Raw genomic sequence first — 16398 nt, 5'->3', positions numbered from 1 at the left:
GTTGCATTGGCTCCCGAAAATCCAGCTAGCAGGTGCAGATCGGGGCATTGCCGCCATCAGCACCACGGCCATAGGACAACTCCTTAGGAAATAGGAGTTTAAGGAATTTAAGGAATCGGAGTTTTTAGAAAATCATGGGATTGGAACGATTCAGCGGCGGATTCGCTAACACAACTAATTCAACTGGGAAACGAACGGGAGCAATAGGGTCGTGAAGTAATACACCAGGGGAGCCGTGAAAATGTAGCTGTCGGCGCGATCGAGAATGCCGCCATGGCCCGGAATCAAATTCCCGGAATCTTTGACCCCCGCGTCTCGCTTCATCAGGGACTCAATCAAATCCCCTAGCAGACTGGAAACGCCCACCAGCAGCCCCAACAAAGGCCCCGTGATGAACCACAGGGGCCAATGGCAATAGGCCGCGCCCAGAGTTCCCACCAGTGCGCTGCCCAGCGTGCCGGCCAAAGAGCCTTCCACGGTTTTCTTGGGGCTGATGTCCGAGAGGCGGGTTTTGCCCACCCATTTGCCCATGATGTAGGCCCCAATATCGGCCGCCCAAATGCAGCAAAAGGCCAGAATCGTCACCGTCAGGGCCTCGGGCCAGGCGGCCGGGTTCCAAGATTCGGGCCAGAACCCATTCAGCGGCAACCGGGCCACGGCTCCATCGTCCAAGGCCAACCCCGCCCCGACCCGCAGCCGCACCCAATAACTGGGCAAATAGCCACAGTAAAACAGGCCCATCACCGAGCTGGACAGATCGGCGATCGAGGCCATCTTGGGCATAAACAGCAAATAGAAACAAACCAGGGTGCTGGCGATCGGGACGATCGCATCGGCCACGGACGGCATCCAAGCCGAAGCGGCCACAATTGCCAAACAAGCAATGGTGACGGTTTTCACGGCGGGAACTGCCCCTTTGGCCTGCACCAGGGCGAAATATTCACCCAAACCCAGGTAGACCAACAGGCCAAACCCCGCCGTGAAATACCAGCCACCTAACACCAGCATGGTGAGGGCGATCGAGATTCCCACCACGGCACTGAAAATCCGCCGCCAGGGCCACCCTGCTAATCGATCGCCCCAACTGCGGCCGGCATTGCCCTGGGCCGCTTTTGGCAAAGCAGACTTGATCGCAGCGGAACTTGATTCACTCAAAGACATGGGACGCAACCAGCACGAGGACAGCAAGGGCGAGCGCAGCGACCAAGAACTGCGACACAGGGTTAAGGAAACGGGGAACCGAGGTTAAGTTGGCCTTAATTAAGGATAAGGCAGTGCGCCTCGGTGTTGTGTGCCGTAGCCAACTAGGGCGATCGCGCTAAATCCGTCCCTATTTCAGGTTTAGGCTGGGTGCTGGGCCTAATTGCGGCTGGCATGGCCATAGTCAATGCGGGCCCCGGCCCAAAGCAATTTCTCGCGCAGGGTGCGGTAGTAGGAATAGTTTTCCCGCAGGATCACAAACTTGGCCACGCAGTCTGCCATTCGCACATCAATCCGCTGGCCGGGCCAAAGGGAAGCCCCAAAAACACCATCCGTCCAAACTTTGGTGGCCAGCTCGTAATCCCCCAAGGGCCAAATGCTGACCACACAGCGGGGAGGCAACACGATCGGGCGGCTAGACAAACTGAGGGGGCAAATGGGGGTAACGGTGATGGCATCCAGGCCAGAATGGAGAATGGGCCCGTTGGCGGAAACGGTATAGCAGGTGGAACCGGTGGGGGTGGCCACAATTAGCCCGTCGCCGTGGTAGCGATCGACGATTTCGCCATCGATTTCCACTTCCAGCATGGTGGTCATCAGGCGATCGTTGGAAATGGGCTTCACGCAAATTTCGTTCAGGGCCAGGAAGGTTTCCCCCACCGGTTCCGTTCCCTTGTAGCTGCCATCTTCCATCGCGGCGAGGGTTTTCCCTTCAAAAACCTGCCCTTGCAACATCATCCGTTGTTGAACGGCGAAGCGATCGCTCTGGAGCCGTTCCCACACCGCTTGGGAGTTTTCAAACAGCTCAAAGGGTTCCGTTAAAAACCCCAAGTGCCCTCCCACGTTCACGGCCAAAATGGGCACTTGTTCCGGGGCCAGGTGTCGAGCAGCGGCCAACACCGTGCCATCCCCCCCCAAAACAATGGCCAGGTCGATCGGCTGGGTGACCGAAGCCAAAAACACCGGGTAGGGATTGTCCTTGGGGCCGCTGGGGCCCACGAGCGATCGCGTGCCTAGGGCATCCAGTTCCCGTGAGCAACGCTCTGCCCAGCCTTGGCTGCGAGAGTCTCCGGCTTTATAGATGATGATGACTTGTTTCAGATTCATGGCAAAGGGGGAATGATTCGGTGCAGGTCAGGGCGATCGGCCAAGAGAACGCAGAACAAGACGAGAACTTGGCCCTTGCACCATGTCTCTCTTGCACCATTTCTTTTTGTAGCGTTTCTGGCCAATGCGGAATGCTCGAATCGCACCACCATGCCACCGCAATTCAACCGTTGCGATCAGCCCCCATGATCTGGCTGCTGGCTGAGCTGCTGGCTAAGTTAGCTGCTGAATTAGCTGCTGGGTTCAGCCCTTGGTTGATTAGCCCTTTGATTAGCCCTTGATGAGTCTCTGATTCGCCCCGATCGGGATCAAGCCTGCTGAATCCAAACTGATACCGATCCCCCGGCACAGCGGAACTCACCCCAGCCCCACTCATTGGTGTAAACCAGTTCCTTCACATGATCCGTTAGGTCATAGAACGTGGCGTTCGATTGTCCCGTTTCCATCCAAAGGCTGCTGGGGCCGCCGTTGCTCAACACCACCGCCATGCTCAGGGGATGAGTGGCATCGCCTAACCGAGTCCAGCCGATCGTGTTGCTGCCGGAGAAGTAGTCATACTGCGGCCCCCAACCAAAGCGCCGACGGGCATACAGAAACTTATCCAACAGCCAATTGTGTTTGGACAGCGAAACGGTATGTTGATGGCCATCCCGTCCCCGATCGGTATATTCCGCACCGTAATAGTCCCCGTAGAACACACAGGGATAGCCCTCCCGCCGCAGCAAAATGATCGCGTAGGCAAGGGGTTTAAACCAAGCTTCCACAGGCGATTCCAGGGCTTGCAGGGGTTGGCTATCGTGGTTGTCCACAAAGGTGACGGCCAAGGTGGGCTGCTGTTGCATCAGGGTGTGATCGAGAATGGTGCGCAGGTCATAGGCGCTGCCCGATCGACTGGCTTGATGGAAGTTGTAGTGCAACGGCACGTCAAACAGCGACATCCGCCCCTCCGTGGCCGCCAAATACCGATGCAGGGCCTCCACGTCGTTTTCCCAATATTCCCCCACCGCAAACAGCTTTCGATGGGGACAGTGACGGCGCACCGCATCGAGCCACTCATTGAAAAAGCTCGATCGAATGTGTTTCACCGCATCCAACCGAAACCCATCCGTGCCCAGGGTGTCTTGGATCCATTGGCCCCAATGCACCAGCTCCTGGCGCACCTCCGGGTGATTCGTATCCAAATCGCAAGCCATCAAAAAGTCATAGTCGCCATAGCGATGGCTCACTTCCGACTCAAAGGTTTTGGGACTGAGGCGATAAATGGCGCGATCGTCCGGATCGTTGGCATTGTGGTTCACCGAATCAAAACAGCGGGCATCCCACTTCATGGCCGAGTAGCGATCGCCCCGACCGGGAAAGGTGAACTTCGACCAAATGCTAATTTCCCGGGCCGCTCCCAACTCCCAATTGCGGTTATCGCTGGCGACGGGCGTGGCCCACACCGTTTCCGTGGCATCGCCCCCGTTTTTGTGATTAAACACCGTGTCCAAATAAACCTGCAAACCCGCTGCCCGCGAAGCTTTCACGGCCGCGATCAGCTCTTCTTTAGTGCCATATTTGGTGCGAATAGTGCCTTTTTGGTCAAACTCGCCTAAATCAAACAGGTCATAGGTGCCGTAGCCCACATCAGAACTGCTGGTGCCCTTATAAACCGGCGGTAACCAAAGGGCTGTGATCCCTTTTGCGGCCAACTCCCGAGCTTGATCCTGCACCTGACCCCAAAGGGAGCCATCGGCGGGGCAGTACCACTCGAAGTACTGCATGATGACACCGTTTGTTTCTACCATGACCGTTCTCTCCGCTTCCTGGGCTGGCCCTTATCCATGACTGTAGGCCGATCGCCCAGAACTCAGCCCGGTAGTTTGCACAAACTTAAACTCTTTCAGAAAGGGGGCTATTGCACGGATTGGTCGCGATGGCGTTGAGGGGGATGGTGGTGGGTTGGGTGTCGGCAAGCGGTTCCGAGAAAGTACCAGCAACCTAGCTGACGGCAGCCACAGCCTGGGAGAGGGCCGGGCTGGGAATGTCTTGATGCATCGGGATTTCGATGTGAAACGCCGTACCACGCCCCACTTGCGAATCAAACCAGAGCCGACCTCGATGGGTTTGATGAATCACCTGGTGACTGATTGAAAGCCCCAAACCTGTACCTTTGCCCACGGGTTTTGAAGTCACAAAGGAATTGAACACTTGGCTCTGCAAATGGTCAGGAATGCCACTGCCGTTATCGGCGATCGTGATCCGAATCAGCCGTCCTTCACAGAGGCGTGTTTGAATCCGAATAATGCCAGGATTTTCCCGAATTTCATCAAAAGTCCAACCGGATTGAGATTCCTCGATCGCGTCGATCGCATTGCTCAAAAGGTTCATGAACACCTGATTCAGAGGCCCTAAACAGCATTCCACCAAGGGCAAATCCGCATATTCTCGCAATACTTGAATTTCTGGCCGCTCGCTGGAAGCCTTAATGCGATGGTTCAAGATAATTAAGGTGCTGTCGAGGCCCTCATGGATATTGGTGACCTGAAAATCGTTGTCATTGGCTCGCGAGAAAGATCGGAGCGATCGCACGATATCTCGTACACGCTCGGATCCCAACCGCATCGATCGCACCATTTGGGTCAAATCATCTAACAGAAAATCAGGATCAACTTCCTCCAACACCTCTTGTAACTCTTCTGGCACTTCAGGAAAGTAATGTTGATAGCTGCGAATAATGCGGCCCAAATCCTGAACATAGTGGCCCAGGTGTTCCACATTGCCGGAAATAAAGCTAATGGGATTATTAATTTCGTGGGCTACCCCTGCCAGCATTTGCCCAACCGCCGCCATTTTTTCGCTTTGAATCACCTGAAGTTGGGTATCTTTCAGTTGATTCAGGGTATTTTGCAAAGAGCTAAGCGAGGTTTCCAATTGCCGATACATGGCTTGGAAAGCATCTTGCAAAAGATCAATCTCATCGAGTCCCAGGGTGGGATCAATCGCAGTAGCAGGCTTGGTTGCCAAGGCTGCGGAAGGGTCGATCGCCCCCACCTTGTCCGCTCCTGCGCCGGGAAAGGGCGGCGCGGCGCTGGCTAAGGTAGCCATCGGGGCGATCGATTCGGGCGATCGCGCCGACTCCGGCCCCTTGGGATTGCTGGGGATGCCACCTGCCGGGGGCGATGTTTCCTCTTCATTGGTAATTCCGCTGGAAAGCAGCGCCATTTGGCTGCTGTGAACCAGTTCCCGGCAGCCATCAATCATGGGCTTCAAGCGCTGATTCAACCGGTGTACGAAAAACCAAATGCTGCCCAGCAGCACCAAACTAGCCACCAAGCTGGTTCCCAAGGCCGTTTGGAAAATGGGGGCAAACAGTCGGCGGCGCGGCACCACTGCCACCATCATCCAGTCCGTTCCCGCGATCGGGCGATAGGCCAAAAACTCAGCGGGAGTTGTCCGAAAACCCAACCGAGATTGGCGAATTTTGGGCCAAATTCGTTCCAAGGAGGGAATTTTCTGGTAGCTCGATAGGCCCGTGGCCCGCTGCGGATCCGGTGGATAGGCCAGCAGTTCCCCCTCATAACTCAGCAGTACGAAATAGCCGTCCTGTCCCAGCACCGGCCGCGCCAAACGTTCACTGAGATTGGTGATGTCAATATCAACTACCGTGGATCCCACCTTGTGGCGATCGCGACTGCGCACCGGACTCAGCAGCGTCACCAGCACCTGTTGATTCCAGCGGTAGGGCTTGAGCCACCGTGGCTCCGCTGCACTTGCCTCCTTGGGAGACACCAGGCGAGCTTCCGAAGGGGTCAGCCGCTCCGTCAGGGATTCGGCGCGATCGAGTTGGGCCAAGTGATCGGGGGTTGAAGGCGTGGCTGTGGGCGATGGAGTGGAAGGGGGAATGCCATCGCGGATCAACACATAGGGCGGAGCCAGCCGCTTATGGATCATGCTTGGCTCCGAAAAAGCGGTTTTCGGTTCCGACACCGTGGATCGAGGGCTAGCGGGCGTGGGCTGCGATCGCCCCAGTTCCGAAACCCGGTTTACCAACCGCTGCGGCACGATCGAATAATACGGATCGAACTGCTCCCTGCCCTTCAGCAGGGCAAACGGTTCCTGTTGCAACCCCAAGCCCGCCACCAGAGGCGGCCGGTTTTTCAAAAATTCCAAAATAATCTGTTCACAGCTTTGGGCGATCGCCGCCTCATCCTGGCCCAGTCGGCTGACCTCATAGACAGCAACCCCGAACCCATCCGCAAATTCTTCCACCTGCTTCAGATCGCTTTCGAGGCCTTGCACCTCAATCCTCAGGGTTTTTTGAATCTCATCAACCGTCTGATCCTTCAGCAGGTTGTAAGTAATCCCGGTCATGATGCCCAGCGTTGACAAAATGCCCAGCATCGTCCACAAGAGCATCTGAGCACCAATGGAAGAAAGCCTCGTGGCCTTCAGAATCAGTAGCAGTTCAAAGACACGATGTCTCATGTGTTGACATCCTCCCTGTCCTAAAGGAGCGTGGATTCCGGCCCTAGGCAAACAACCGAAGTTGCTCGACTAGACCACGGGTTGACGCTTCATCGGCTGCCACCAGCGAACTGGATTTACGCTGGCCTCCACGTCCGTTTTGAGTCTCGGACTGCCCGCCCGCGACTTGGATATTGATTGCGGCATTCACATCGCGATCATGTACCGCACCACAGTGCATACACGTCCACTCGCGTACATCAAGGGGTTTCTTGCCGCCCAATTGACCACAAGATGAACAACGCTGGCTAGTCGGTTCCCATCGGCTAATCACCTGGAAATCCCGCCCGTAGCGGATCGACTTGCCCTCGATCATTTGACGGAAGCTGTACCAGCCAGCATCCGAAATTGCCCGCGCCAACTTGCGATTTTTCACCATGCCCGACACATTCAAATCTTCCAGAACGATCGCTTGGTTCTCGCGAACGATTCGGGTTGATAACTTGTGCAGGAAGTCGGTTCGTTGATCCTTGATGCGGGCGTGAATCCGGGCCACCTTGCGGCGGGCTAGATATCGGCGCTTGCTGCCCTTAACCTTGCGGCTGAGGGATTTTTGAGCACGGCGCAATCGCTTGAGGGATTTGGCTAGAGGCTTGGGACTTCGTACCTTTTCACCCGTGGACAGAGTGGCAAAGGTGGTCAATCCTAAGTCGATGCCAACTCCATTGTTGATAGCCTTCAGAGCGATCGGATCCACTTCACAGACAAACGATGCAAAGTAGTGATCGGCTGCATCCTTGATGATCGTCACTGATGATGGATCCGATGGCAGTTCTCTTGACCACTTGACCCGCACACAACCGATCTTGGCTAAGTAAACCGAGTTGGGTTTAACCGAAAAACCGTTAGTTGTGAAGCGAATGGATTGAGTTGAGTGTTTCTTTTTGAACTTCGGAAACCCAACCTTGCGGCCTTTCCGCTCACCCTTCAAGCTTTTGAAGAAGTTACGAAAAGCCAGATGGGCATCTTGCAAGGATTGAACTAACGGTACAGATGCAACTTCCGATAGCCATTCACGTTCAACGGTTAGCTTGGCTTGGGTAATCACCCGTTTCTGAATTTCAGTATCGCTAACTTTCTCCCCTTGCTGATAGAGGTCTTGACGCAATCGAATTGCATCGTTGTAGACCACACGAGCACAACCGAACGTCTTCGCCAGCATTAATCTTTGCAGGCGATTGGGATAAATTCGGTAGCGAAATCGTGCTCTCATAACTAACATTATAAGTGGGGTTGATCGAAAAAGCCGCCCTAGAAGGGCGGGGCTTGTACCCTTTCTTTTGGTCAATGACATGACCATCACTGCAAAACCAGGTAATCTCGGGGTGCGATGGCATTACAACGCCTCGGCTCTCTCAACAACTACATATTTCCTATATCTCAATCGAACTTTGCAGATTCAGGAGACTTCAGAACTTTCTGACCCATTTCATCCTAATGACCTCATCCCAATGACGGACTTTTGATGAAATTTCGGCTAAATTTATCCCAAAAAATGCATCTTTGGCGACAATTAGCGACAAAACAGACCATTGGCAACTGAATAATAAACCCAATGATTTAGGTTTTTTCTCGATTGCCATTGTGAAGGGTGACGCAATGATGGTCAGGACAGAAATTGCCTAATGCTAATTCGCTAGGCCTTTCTGCAAATTGACTAAAACCAAAAAGAATTATTGAGAAATGACTGCATTTTTGAATCATCTCTTAAATTAATCATTTTTGAAATTAGTCTTTTTTGAAATTATTGGTTCACTCTGAATTTACTCCTAAATTTACTCCTCATCAAACTTCCTCAAGATTGACGAATTGATCCCGAGGACTGGTGCAATTGACTGTTGCCTGAAAACCACCGAGTTAGGGCATTAGCTAAACGGTCTGGAATGCACCCATGGGGAGTAGAAAGGCCAATTTGATTTATCCAAAATTCCCCTTAGCTTAGGAGATCACCTGGCCTGATCTTGTATTCAAGACTACCGTATTCCGATGATGGTGCTTGGGATTCGCGCCCCAGGTTTCACAAGGTCTTGCGCAAAGGATGCCTGAAAAGCCAGAGTTGGCAGCGAGAAAACGGACTACCTTTGCTGAGTCAACTTCGCTGATTCAACATTGACGATTGGGTTTTGAAGTCCCGATCGACCGCCCGACCGACCGCCCCAACATTTCCCTCTGAGCGCCCTCGGGCATCCTGAGGGGATGGGCGAAACAGCCAAATCGGCGACCTTGTGGGTGGCATCGATCGACGAAGACAAGGGACTTAAGCCCCTTGCCCTGATGGCTACTAGCCCCTTGGCAAGTGCCCCAAGTTACTGCTCAGGCATCCTCTTAGAGCATCCTATTGAGCCGGTGGTGCAGCATCGGGAGGATTAAATCGATAACCAACTCCGCGCACCGTTTGGATAATTTGGGTTTTCGCTCCTGCACTTTCCATCTTTTTGCGAATTTGACCAATGTGAACATCAACAACCCGCTGGTCGCCCACATAGTCGTAATCCCAAACTCTTTGCAAAAGTTCTTGGCGATTCCAGACCCGTCCTGGATGATTGGCCAAAAAATGCAAAATATTGAACTCTAAGGCCGTTAGGGTAATTAATTGATCATCAAGGGTGACTTCGTGGCGTTCCGGATCGATGATTAAGCTGCCAAAATTAAGGGAAGGTTGCGGTAAATCACGCGGAGAATTGCCCCGCCCCCGCTTGAGAATGGCACTAACGCGCACCCCTAATTCCATCAAGCTAAAGGGTTTTGTCAGGTAATCATCTGCCCCTTGGCGAAACCCTTTAATTTTATCGGCTTCATCGGAACGACTGGTGAGCATCAAAACGTAGACACCCGTTTTGGCTTGCATTTCCCGACACAGTTCGTACCCCGTTGCATCCGGTAGATTGACATCCAAAATCACCAGATCGGGTTGAAACTTTTCAAAGAGCGCTAAGGCCGTCTTCCCGTCAGGAGCCGACTCCATTTGATATTGCTGCTTGCTTAAGAAGCGATGGATCAACTTTCGGATCGCTGGATCGTCATCCACAACCAGCAGCTTTGGAGGCGTGTCAGTCATCGCTTTGAAGCCAAGATAATCGGCAGAGAAATATTATGGGGCCATTGGGGGTGCGACGGTCATCGCGGGGTGGAGATTTGGGTAGCTGTGATGAACCCAAATAAATAGGGGCTGCTCAATTGTGCCCCTTTCACTCAATCAGGTGCAAATCGTTGTCCAACGATCCAACTAAAATTTGTCCAAATTTGTCCAAATAGGATGATTGTCCAAATCATTTGCGGGGCTGATTGGGGTTGCACGCCAGTTTATTGACCCTTTCTACGGGGATCAGGGATCAACCGGATGTGACCAAACGCATTTCTAGCTTATTTGGGCGCTTGATTGCTTGTGGGGGAGTGTTTAGGAAAGTTTTGGACAGTTGGCTGCATGTTATTGCGCGTATTCTATCAAACCGGCACTATTTCACTAACGGTTGTGGCGATTCGCTTTTGACCAACGGATGATTGGCAATTGACGGGCCATCATCCCAAACCCTTGGGAGCTGACTGGTGCAAGGTTTTGGCCCAGGGATCCGACTGGTCTGGCGCAGTGGGTCGATTCCTATAGATCCGGATAGATCCGGACAGATCCCGTAGATCCGGCTGCAGATTCGGCTGATCTGGCGCAAGGCTTGGGGGGGGAGGGACTGGCTCAATGATGAGGACTTGTTGCCAATCCGAACTGCTCAGGTGCCGGTTGCTTAGAATTTAGACTAGATTTAAATAGTGTTTTCACGGTATTAGGGCGATCGCCAAGTGCCGCGATCATGCAGTGATCACTAAAACAGTACTGAACAGATAGCGTCGAAGGCGCTGTTTCACTCGATCGCCGCCAAGAGACTAGCCCCACCCAACGCATGAGCAACCCGAACCCCTACGAACAGCTTGGCGTGACCGAGGATGCGTCTTTTGATGAGATTCAATCGGCGCGCAATCGGCTCCTCAAGGAACATGAAACAGACCGCCAACGGATGGAAGCGGTTGAAATGGCCTATGACGCAGTGTTGATGGATCGGCTGCGGCTGCGGCAGGAGGGACGAATTAAAGTCCCCGATCGAATTCGGTTTGCGGAACAGGACGATCGCCCTGCGCCGGCCGCCCCCCAGCCCAGCCAGCCGCCGCAACTGCCCAATTGGTTAGCGGGGTCGATCGATCAGCCCACCCGTACCGATTGGATCCAGGCTGGCGGCACATTTTCGGTGCTGTTGGTGCTGGGGTTATTGAACCCTGGTGGTGATGGTGCGCTGCTGCAATTGGTGCTGGCGATCGGGGCAGGGGCCAGCTTGTTTTTCCTCAATCGCAAGGAGCGGCGCTTTGGCCGAGCGGTGTTGCTGACGCTGCTGGGGCTGATTGGCGGTCTGATTTTGGGTTCGTTGATCACGGGTCTGATTCCGCCTGTGGTTGGCCTGCGCACGGAGCAGTTGGTGGCGGTGGTGACGCTGATTACCCTTTGGCTTACCAGTTGCTTGCTGCGATGAGCAGGGCGATCGCCATTGCAGACAAGGGCCAAGACTCGGAATTCAAGAGCAAAATTTAATTTAAGGGCACAATTCAAGGCAAACGGCAACAATCAAGAACTAAAGCTTGAAAGTTAGAGCCAAGCCTTGAAAGCCCAAAATGCCCAGCGATCAACAGTTATCTTTGATCGCTGGGCATTTGCCGTTCAGAGGGGTTGTTTTCTGGTTATTTCACGGAACGCTCCCCTAGTTGCTAACCTCGCGCACCGTGAGTTGATAGCGTCCTCGCCCTTGGGGATCGTAGGCATTGACGATGATCCGGTAGGTTCCGGTGCTGGGCAACTGCACCACGAGAGCGGCGTTGGTGTTGGTGTCGCTGATGTCGTCGGCATCGGCCAGTTTTTCATCTTGGGGATCCGCCACCATGAGGTAGGGATCAAAGTCATTGCTCTCCAGCAGGATTTCAATTCGTTGGCCGGCCCGCCCATTGAATCGATATTCCTGGTAGGGGCTGTTGTCGGATTGCAGACGGGGCGAACTGGCGGTTAGGCTGCCGGCATCTTGCAGGATGAGGGAGCCGGCCTGTTGTGTACCGGGCTGTGTACCGGGCTGCGTGCCGGGGTTGGTGGCGGCGGGGCCACCCGATCGCGCCCGCAGGGTATAGCGTCCTTGTTGGTTGGTGGCGGCGGTGTTCACAAACACGGTGTACAGACCGCTGCTGGGCAGGGTGGCGGTGACGCGGGCGTTGGTTTGGCCGCCGCTGTCGTCGTCCTGGGCTAGCTCTTCTCCTTCGGGATTGAGCACGATCAGGTAAGCATCGAAGTCGCCGCTGGCCAGGTCGATCGTGACTTGGTTGCCCGCTTCGCCCGTGAAGGTGTAGATGTCGTAGAGGGTTTGGTCTTGGCTCAAAACCCGATCGCCCTCGGCCAGTTCGCCGGCCAGGGGCTGATTATTCAGAGCCAGAGTGGTGACGGGGATGGAGGGACGCAAATCTCCCGATCGCGCCTTGGCCAGGAAGTCCAACACGCGATCGGTGGAGATGGCAAAGCCAATGCCGATGTTGCCACCGCCGTCGCGATCAACATAGATCGAAGTGTTGACCCCAATCAGTTGCCCTTTGCTGTTCAGGAGTGGGCCGCCGGAGTTACCGGGGTTGATGGCCGCGTCGGTTTGAATTAGCCCTTCAATGTTGTCCAGGCGGCTGACAATGCCCACGGTGAAGGTGTTTTGGAATTTGCCAAAGGGATTCCCGATCGCGAAGGCTCGCTGCCCCACTTCCACGGAACCGGGCGGCGCAATGGGCACCACCGGCAACCCACTCGCCCCCCGCAGTTTCAGCATGGCGAGGTCTAGGCTGCCTTCCGCAAATCCCAGAATATCCGCCTCAAATTTTTGACCATCGGCCAACACCACAGTCACGGGGCTGGCGGCATCATCCACCACATGGGCGTTGGTCAGAATCAGGCCATCGGCGCTAACGATGCTGCCGCTGCCGGTGCTGCTGCTGGTTTCGATCGACACAACGGCGGGGCTGGCGGTGCGATAAACCCGCACGTTCACCTCTTCATCACTGTTGCCTTGGGCCCGGTGACCGGGAACCACGGGGCGCAACGGCTCGATCGACTCGTTCGCCGGGCCTAGCCGTCCTGCGTCGGGGGGCATTTGCCGCGCTGCAACGGGACTGGCCGCCCAGCCAATGGAGCCGATCGAGAGGAGGATCATTCCTCCCAGCCCCCAGAGGGCATGGGGAAGCCGATATGGCGGCATAGGCTGCGATCGCTGATTGATACTCATGGCCCCAAACCCTTCTGCAACGATGGTCACAACGTGGTCACAACAAAACCGCCAGCGCCGGGCCCCACTGGTGGGTGCGCTGGCGTTGGCATTGTACTTTTCTTGAACTTAGCAGACCGATCGGGAGATACCGATGCGATCGCAGACAAATCCTGTCTTGGTTTCTGTCTTAGCGGCTCGCTGGGTTGGCGGTTGGAAGCTGAAGAACGTGAGGTTAATCAACCGAAAATTCACTCAGGAACGGGGCCCAAAGGGGGCTAGTCCCGATCGCCATTGGTCGATCGCCTGAGCCAAGGCGGGCCGCACCTGCTGCCAAACACCCGCCCAATCTCGGGGTTGGAGCTGACGAAACAACCGAGCCGTGGGATACCAAGGGCAATCAGTGCGATCGAGCATCCAGCGCCAATTGGGCATCTGTGGCAACAAAATCCAGGTGGGCAAGCCCAGGCCGCCTGCCAAGTGGGTGACAGAGGTGTCAACACAAATCACCAAATCCATTTGGGCCGCGAGGGCGGCGGTGTCGGCAAAATCCCGGAGCCGATCGTGCCAGGCCTGGACTTGCGGAAATTGGGCGATCGCCCCGGCATCATGCCCCACTTGCAAGCTATGCAGTTGCACCTCCGGGCAATTCAGATGCTCCACAAATTGGGCTAGGGGAATCGATCGATTGTGATAGTCCCGGCGGCCGTCGCGATTGGCTTGGTAACCACTGGCCCAGGCAATGCCCACATGGAGTCGATCGCGCCGAAAGGTAAATTCCTGCTCTGGTCGCCAGTCCGTGGCCTGGGCTGACAGGTAAGGAATCGATCGGGGAATGGCCGCCAAGCTGGGCGTGAACACCTTGGGCAGGCTCAGGAAGGAAATTTGCCAATCAAAGGCCGGCAGGGCCGCCCCTTGAACCACCACTTGCGCCACCCCTGGCAGGGCCGCCAAAATTCGGGCCGTGGGCTGCGGCGACTCCACCACCACCCTCGCGCCCCGAGCCGCCAACAGGGGCAAATATCGCGCCAAGTGCAAAATATCGCCCAAACCACACTGGGCATAGACCAAGATGGTTTGCCCCGCGATCGGCTCCCCATTCCAGGCCGGTTGCTGGAAGGGCCGCCGGGGCAAAACGTTGGGCCAGCGCCATTCAAATTCCGCAAAGCCCCGTTCATAGTCGCCTTGGTGTAACCAAAGGTTGGCCCGTCCCCAGTGAACATCCGCTTCATCGGGTTGATGGCGGAGGGCGGCTTCGTAGCAGTCGGCGGCGGCGGCCAATTCCGCTAGCTCAAAGTGGCAATTCCCGATCGCCCCCAGGGCCCGCGCCTGCACACCGGGATCGGGCGGAGCCAGGGTCAGTCCCCGTTGGTGGGCGGCGATCGCCTCCCGAAATTCTTGGCGATAAAAACAAACCCGTCCCAACTGGAACCAAGCACCGGGATAGTGAGGATCCAATGCCAACGATCGCTGAACCGCCGCATAGGCCAGCTCAGGATCGTCCCCAGCTTCGCGATCGAGCGCAATCCAACTTTGCAGCAGGTGGGCCAGGGCGCGATCGGGGTTGCGTTGCAAGGCCTGCTCGATCGCCGCCGCCGCTTCCGGCCACCGACATTGCTGGCAAAGACTTTGGGCCAGGTAAAGATGCAAGTCCGGTAGCTCAGGATTAGCCTGAATGGCTTGCTGATAGTGCTCGGTGGCCGTTGCCCAATCCTGTTGTTGCAGGGCAGTGGTGCCCCGATTAGCCCAGACTTCTGCCCAATCGGGTCGATAGTGCAAGGCCCAGCCATAGGCGCGATCGGCCGCAGCCCACTGCCCTTGCCCCTGCAAACCATTGCCCAACCAGCGGTAAGGCTCTGGCCGATCGGGAATCAGCCGAATGGCCCGACGGGCCTGCTCGATCGCCCCTTGGGCCTGGCCCTGTCGCCAAGCCGCCTCGGCCGCCGCCAAAGCCTGGTCAAACTCCGTCACCAGCATTTTCAAGGCGATCGGGGGTGCAGTTTTGGGGGTGATTGCTCCGATCGTTTCTTCCTGTCTGGGGGCTGTGGTTTCGCCTGCTTGCATGGATCTCCTCGCATCTCCTCGCATCTGCCCGCGTTTGGCTGCTGACAACCGGGCTGGCTCAATCTAGTGGGTTCAGTCGGGCTGGTTCAATCGGGCTGACTGAATTTGAATGTTGGGATTTGGGGGCTGGAATCTGGCGAATGGAATCTATGGAATCTGACTGATGGAATTTGGCTGATGACACCTGCTCCAGGTCACGGTTTAGGGCCTGGGTTTCCGGATCCCGCTGCAATCTCGGCCGCCGGAACTCGCGATCGGGTCAGCCATCCGGTGTTTAATTGAACCCGGTTTGCATAACCCGATCCCCCTGAGATCAATCTTTCAAAACTTCACAGGAGTTTGACCCATGAGCCAGCTCGATCCCGCAACCATCATGAAGCAACAAGTGGCCCGGGCCGCCGTGGCCCGCGTCAAGTCGGGAACCGTCGTGGGGTTGGGCAGCGGCTCAACGGCGGCCTTTGCGATCGAATATTTGGGCGATCGGCTCAAGTCCGGTGAACTCACCGACATCATCGGCGTGCCCACGTCGTTCCAGTCGGAAGTGCTGGCCAAGCAGTTTGGCATTCCCTTGGCCACGCCCAACGATGTGGATCGGATTGATGTGGCGATCGACGGGGCCGACGAAGTGGATCCGCAAAAGAACCTGATCAAGGGCGGCGGCGCGGCCCACACCCGGGAAAAAATTGTGGACTGCTTGGCAGCGGAATTTATTGTGGTGGTGGATGCCAGCAAATTGGTCGATCGGCTGGGAACCACCTTCCTGTTGCCCATGGAAGTGTTGCCCATGGCTCTGGAACCGGTGAAGCGGGCGATCGTCGCCCTGGGTGGTGAGCCGCAATTGCGGATGGCCGTCAAAAAAGCCGGCCCCGTGGTGACGGATCAGGGCAACTTGGTTCTGGATGTGAAGTTCCCCAACGGCATTGACGATCCCGCCACCTTGGAAAAAGCCCTGAATAACATTCCCGGAGTCCTGGAAAACGGCCTGTTTGTGGGAACCACAGACTGCGTGCTGATTGGGGAAATTGTGGACGGGGAACCGCAAGTCCGCCAAATGTAGGATGAATGCCGTCTGGGCTAGATCGGGGTGGGTAATGCCCACCCTGCTAGTGAGTCAAGGTCTAACTGAATGCCCGACTCAGTAACTGGCTGAATCTCTGCCCCATCGCTAACCAATTCATAGAAATTCATTAGCCGCTGAACAACACTCGAACGATTGAAGGGCCCGCGATCGCCATCATGGTCAATTCTGTCGGTC

General features: G+C 55.6%; 10 protein-coding genes. 2 read left to right on the top strand and 8 right to left on the bottom strand.

Annotated features, from left to right (window positions below; genetic code table 11):
• Positions 1-174: 174 nt before the first annotated feature.
• The 6 genes from ACZA91_RS14570 to ACZA91_RS14545 form a co-directional block, all read right to left on the bottom strand.
• Complete coding sequence (locus ACZA91_RS14570) at positions 175-1161, bottom strand: phosphatidate cytidylyltransferase (protein ID WP_190529842.1); 987 nt, start codon at positions 1159-1161, stop codon at positions 175-177.
• A 198-nt stretch (positions 1162-1359) separates the two neighbouring features.
• The gene (locus ACZA91_RS14565; RefSeq protein WP_190355921.1) at positions 1360-2307 is read right to left on the bottom strand and encodes an NAD(+) kinase; all 948 of its coding nucleotides are present in this window, start codon (positions 2305-2307) and stop codon (positions 1360-1362) included.
• Positions 2308-2615: 308 nt separating this feature from the next.
• Positions 2616-4094 (bottom strand): alpha-amylase, encoded by a 1479-nt coding sequence (locus ACZA91_RS14560; protein ID WP_463182990.1) that lies wholly within the window; start codon positions 4092-4094, stop codon positions 2616-2618.
• A gap of 193 nt (positions 4095-4287) precedes the next feature.
• Entirely contained in the window at positions 4288-6774 is a 2487-nt protein-coding gene (locus ACZA91_RS14555; RefSeq protein ID WP_463182988.1) for an ATP-binding protein, read from the bottom strand.
• 43 nt (positions 6775-6817) lie between these two features.
• Positions 6818-8026: an RNA-guided endonuclease InsQ/TnpB family protein gene (locus tag ACZA91_RS14550; RefSeq protein WP_463186451.1), complete on the bottom strand. Its 1209-nt coding sequence runs from the start codon at positions 8024-8026 to the stop codon at positions 6818-6820.
• Positions 8027-9148: 1122 nt separating this feature from the next.
• On the bottom strand, positions 9149-9871 hold the full coding sequence (locus tag ACZA91_RS14545) for a response regulator transcription factor (RefSeq protein ID WP_190355924.1): 723 nt from the start codon (positions 9869-9871) through the stop codon (positions 9149-9151).
• Positions 9872-10706: 835 nt separating this feature from the next.
• On the opposite strand from ACZA91_RS14545, the gene ACZA91_RS14540 reads away from it, so the two are divergent.
• Entirely contained in the window at positions 10707-11327 is a 621-nt protein-coding gene (locus tag ACZA91_RS14540) for a CPP1-like family protein (RefSeq protein ID WP_099533156.1), read from the top strand.
• 225 nt (positions 11328-11552) lie between these two features.
• Here the strand turns inward: ACZA91_RS14540 and ACZA91_RS14535 are convergent, their stop codons facing one another.
• A complete protein-coding gene (locus tag ACZA91_RS14535) occupies positions 11553-13100 on the bottom strand; it encodes a trypsin-like peptidase domain-containing protein (protein WP_463182986.1) in 1548 nt (515 codons plus the stop codon).
• A gap of 234 nt (positions 13101-13334) precedes the next feature.
• Positions 13335-15143 (bottom strand): tetratricopeptide repeat protein, encoded by a 1809-nt coding sequence (locus ACZA91_RS14530; RefSeq protein WP_463182984.1) that lies wholly within the window; start codon positions 15141-15143, stop codon positions 13335-13337.
• A gap of 346 nt (positions 15144-15489) precedes the next feature.
• Here ACZA91_RS14530 and rpiA point away from each other — a divergent pair, with 346 nt between their 5' ends.
• Positions 15490-16200: a ribose-5-phosphate isomerase RpiA gene (rpiA, locus tag ACZA91_RS14525; RefSeq protein ID WP_463182982.1), complete on the top strand. Its 711-nt coding sequence runs from the start codon at positions 15490-15492 to the stop codon at positions 16198-16200.
• The last annotated feature ends 198 nt before the right edge of the window (positions 16201-16398 follow it).

The sequence above is a fragment of the Limnothrix sp. CMB-01 genome, assembly GCF_055193175.1.
Note: the sequence above shows the minus strand (reverse complement) of the source record. Positions and strands in the feature narration are given on the sequence as shown.

Excerpts from the sequence above, each read along its gene's own strand:
- ACZA91_RS14570 (WP_190529842.1), bottom strand. The coding sequence starts at position 1,161 with ATGTCTTTGAGTGAATCAAGTTCCGCTGCGATCAAGTCTGCTTTGCCA.
- ACZA91_RS14565 (WP_190355921.1), bottom strand. The coding sequence starts at position 2,307 with ATGAATCTGAAACAAGTCATCATCATCTATAAAGCCGGAGACTCTCGC.
- ACZA91_RS14560 (WP_463182990.1), bottom strand. The coding sequence starts at position 4,094 with ATGGTAGAAACAAACGGTGTCATCATGCAGTACTTCGAGTGGTACTGC.
- ACZA91_RS14555 (WP_463182988.1), bottom strand. The coding sequence starts at position 6,774 with ATGAGACATCGTGTCTTTGAACTGCTACTGATTCTGAAGGCCACGAGG.
- ACZA91_RS14550 (WP_463186451.1), bottom strand. The coding sequence starts at position 8,026 with ATGAGAGCACGATTTCGCTACCGAATTTATCCCAATCGCCTGCAAAGA.
- ACZA91_RS14545 (WP_190355924.1), bottom strand. The coding sequence starts at position 9,871 with ATGACTGACACGCCTCCAAAGCTGCTGGTTGTGGATGACGATCCAGCG.
- ACZA91_RS14540 (WP_099533156.1), top strand. The coding sequence starts at position 10,707 with ATGAGCAACCCGAACCCCTACGAACAGCTTGGCGTGACCGAGGATGCG.
- ACZA91_RS14535 (WP_463182986.1), bottom strand. The coding sequence starts at position 13,100 with ATGAGTATCAATCAGCGATCGCAGCCTATGCCGCCATATCGGCTTCCC.
- ACZA91_RS14530 (WP_463182984.1), bottom strand. The coding sequence starts at position 15,143 with ATGCAAGCAGGCGAAACCACAGCCCCCAGACAGGAAGAAACGATCGGA.
- rpiA (WP_463182982.1), top strand. The coding sequence starts at position 15,490 with ATGAGCCAGCTCGATCCCGCAACCATCATGAAGCAACAAGTGGCCCGG.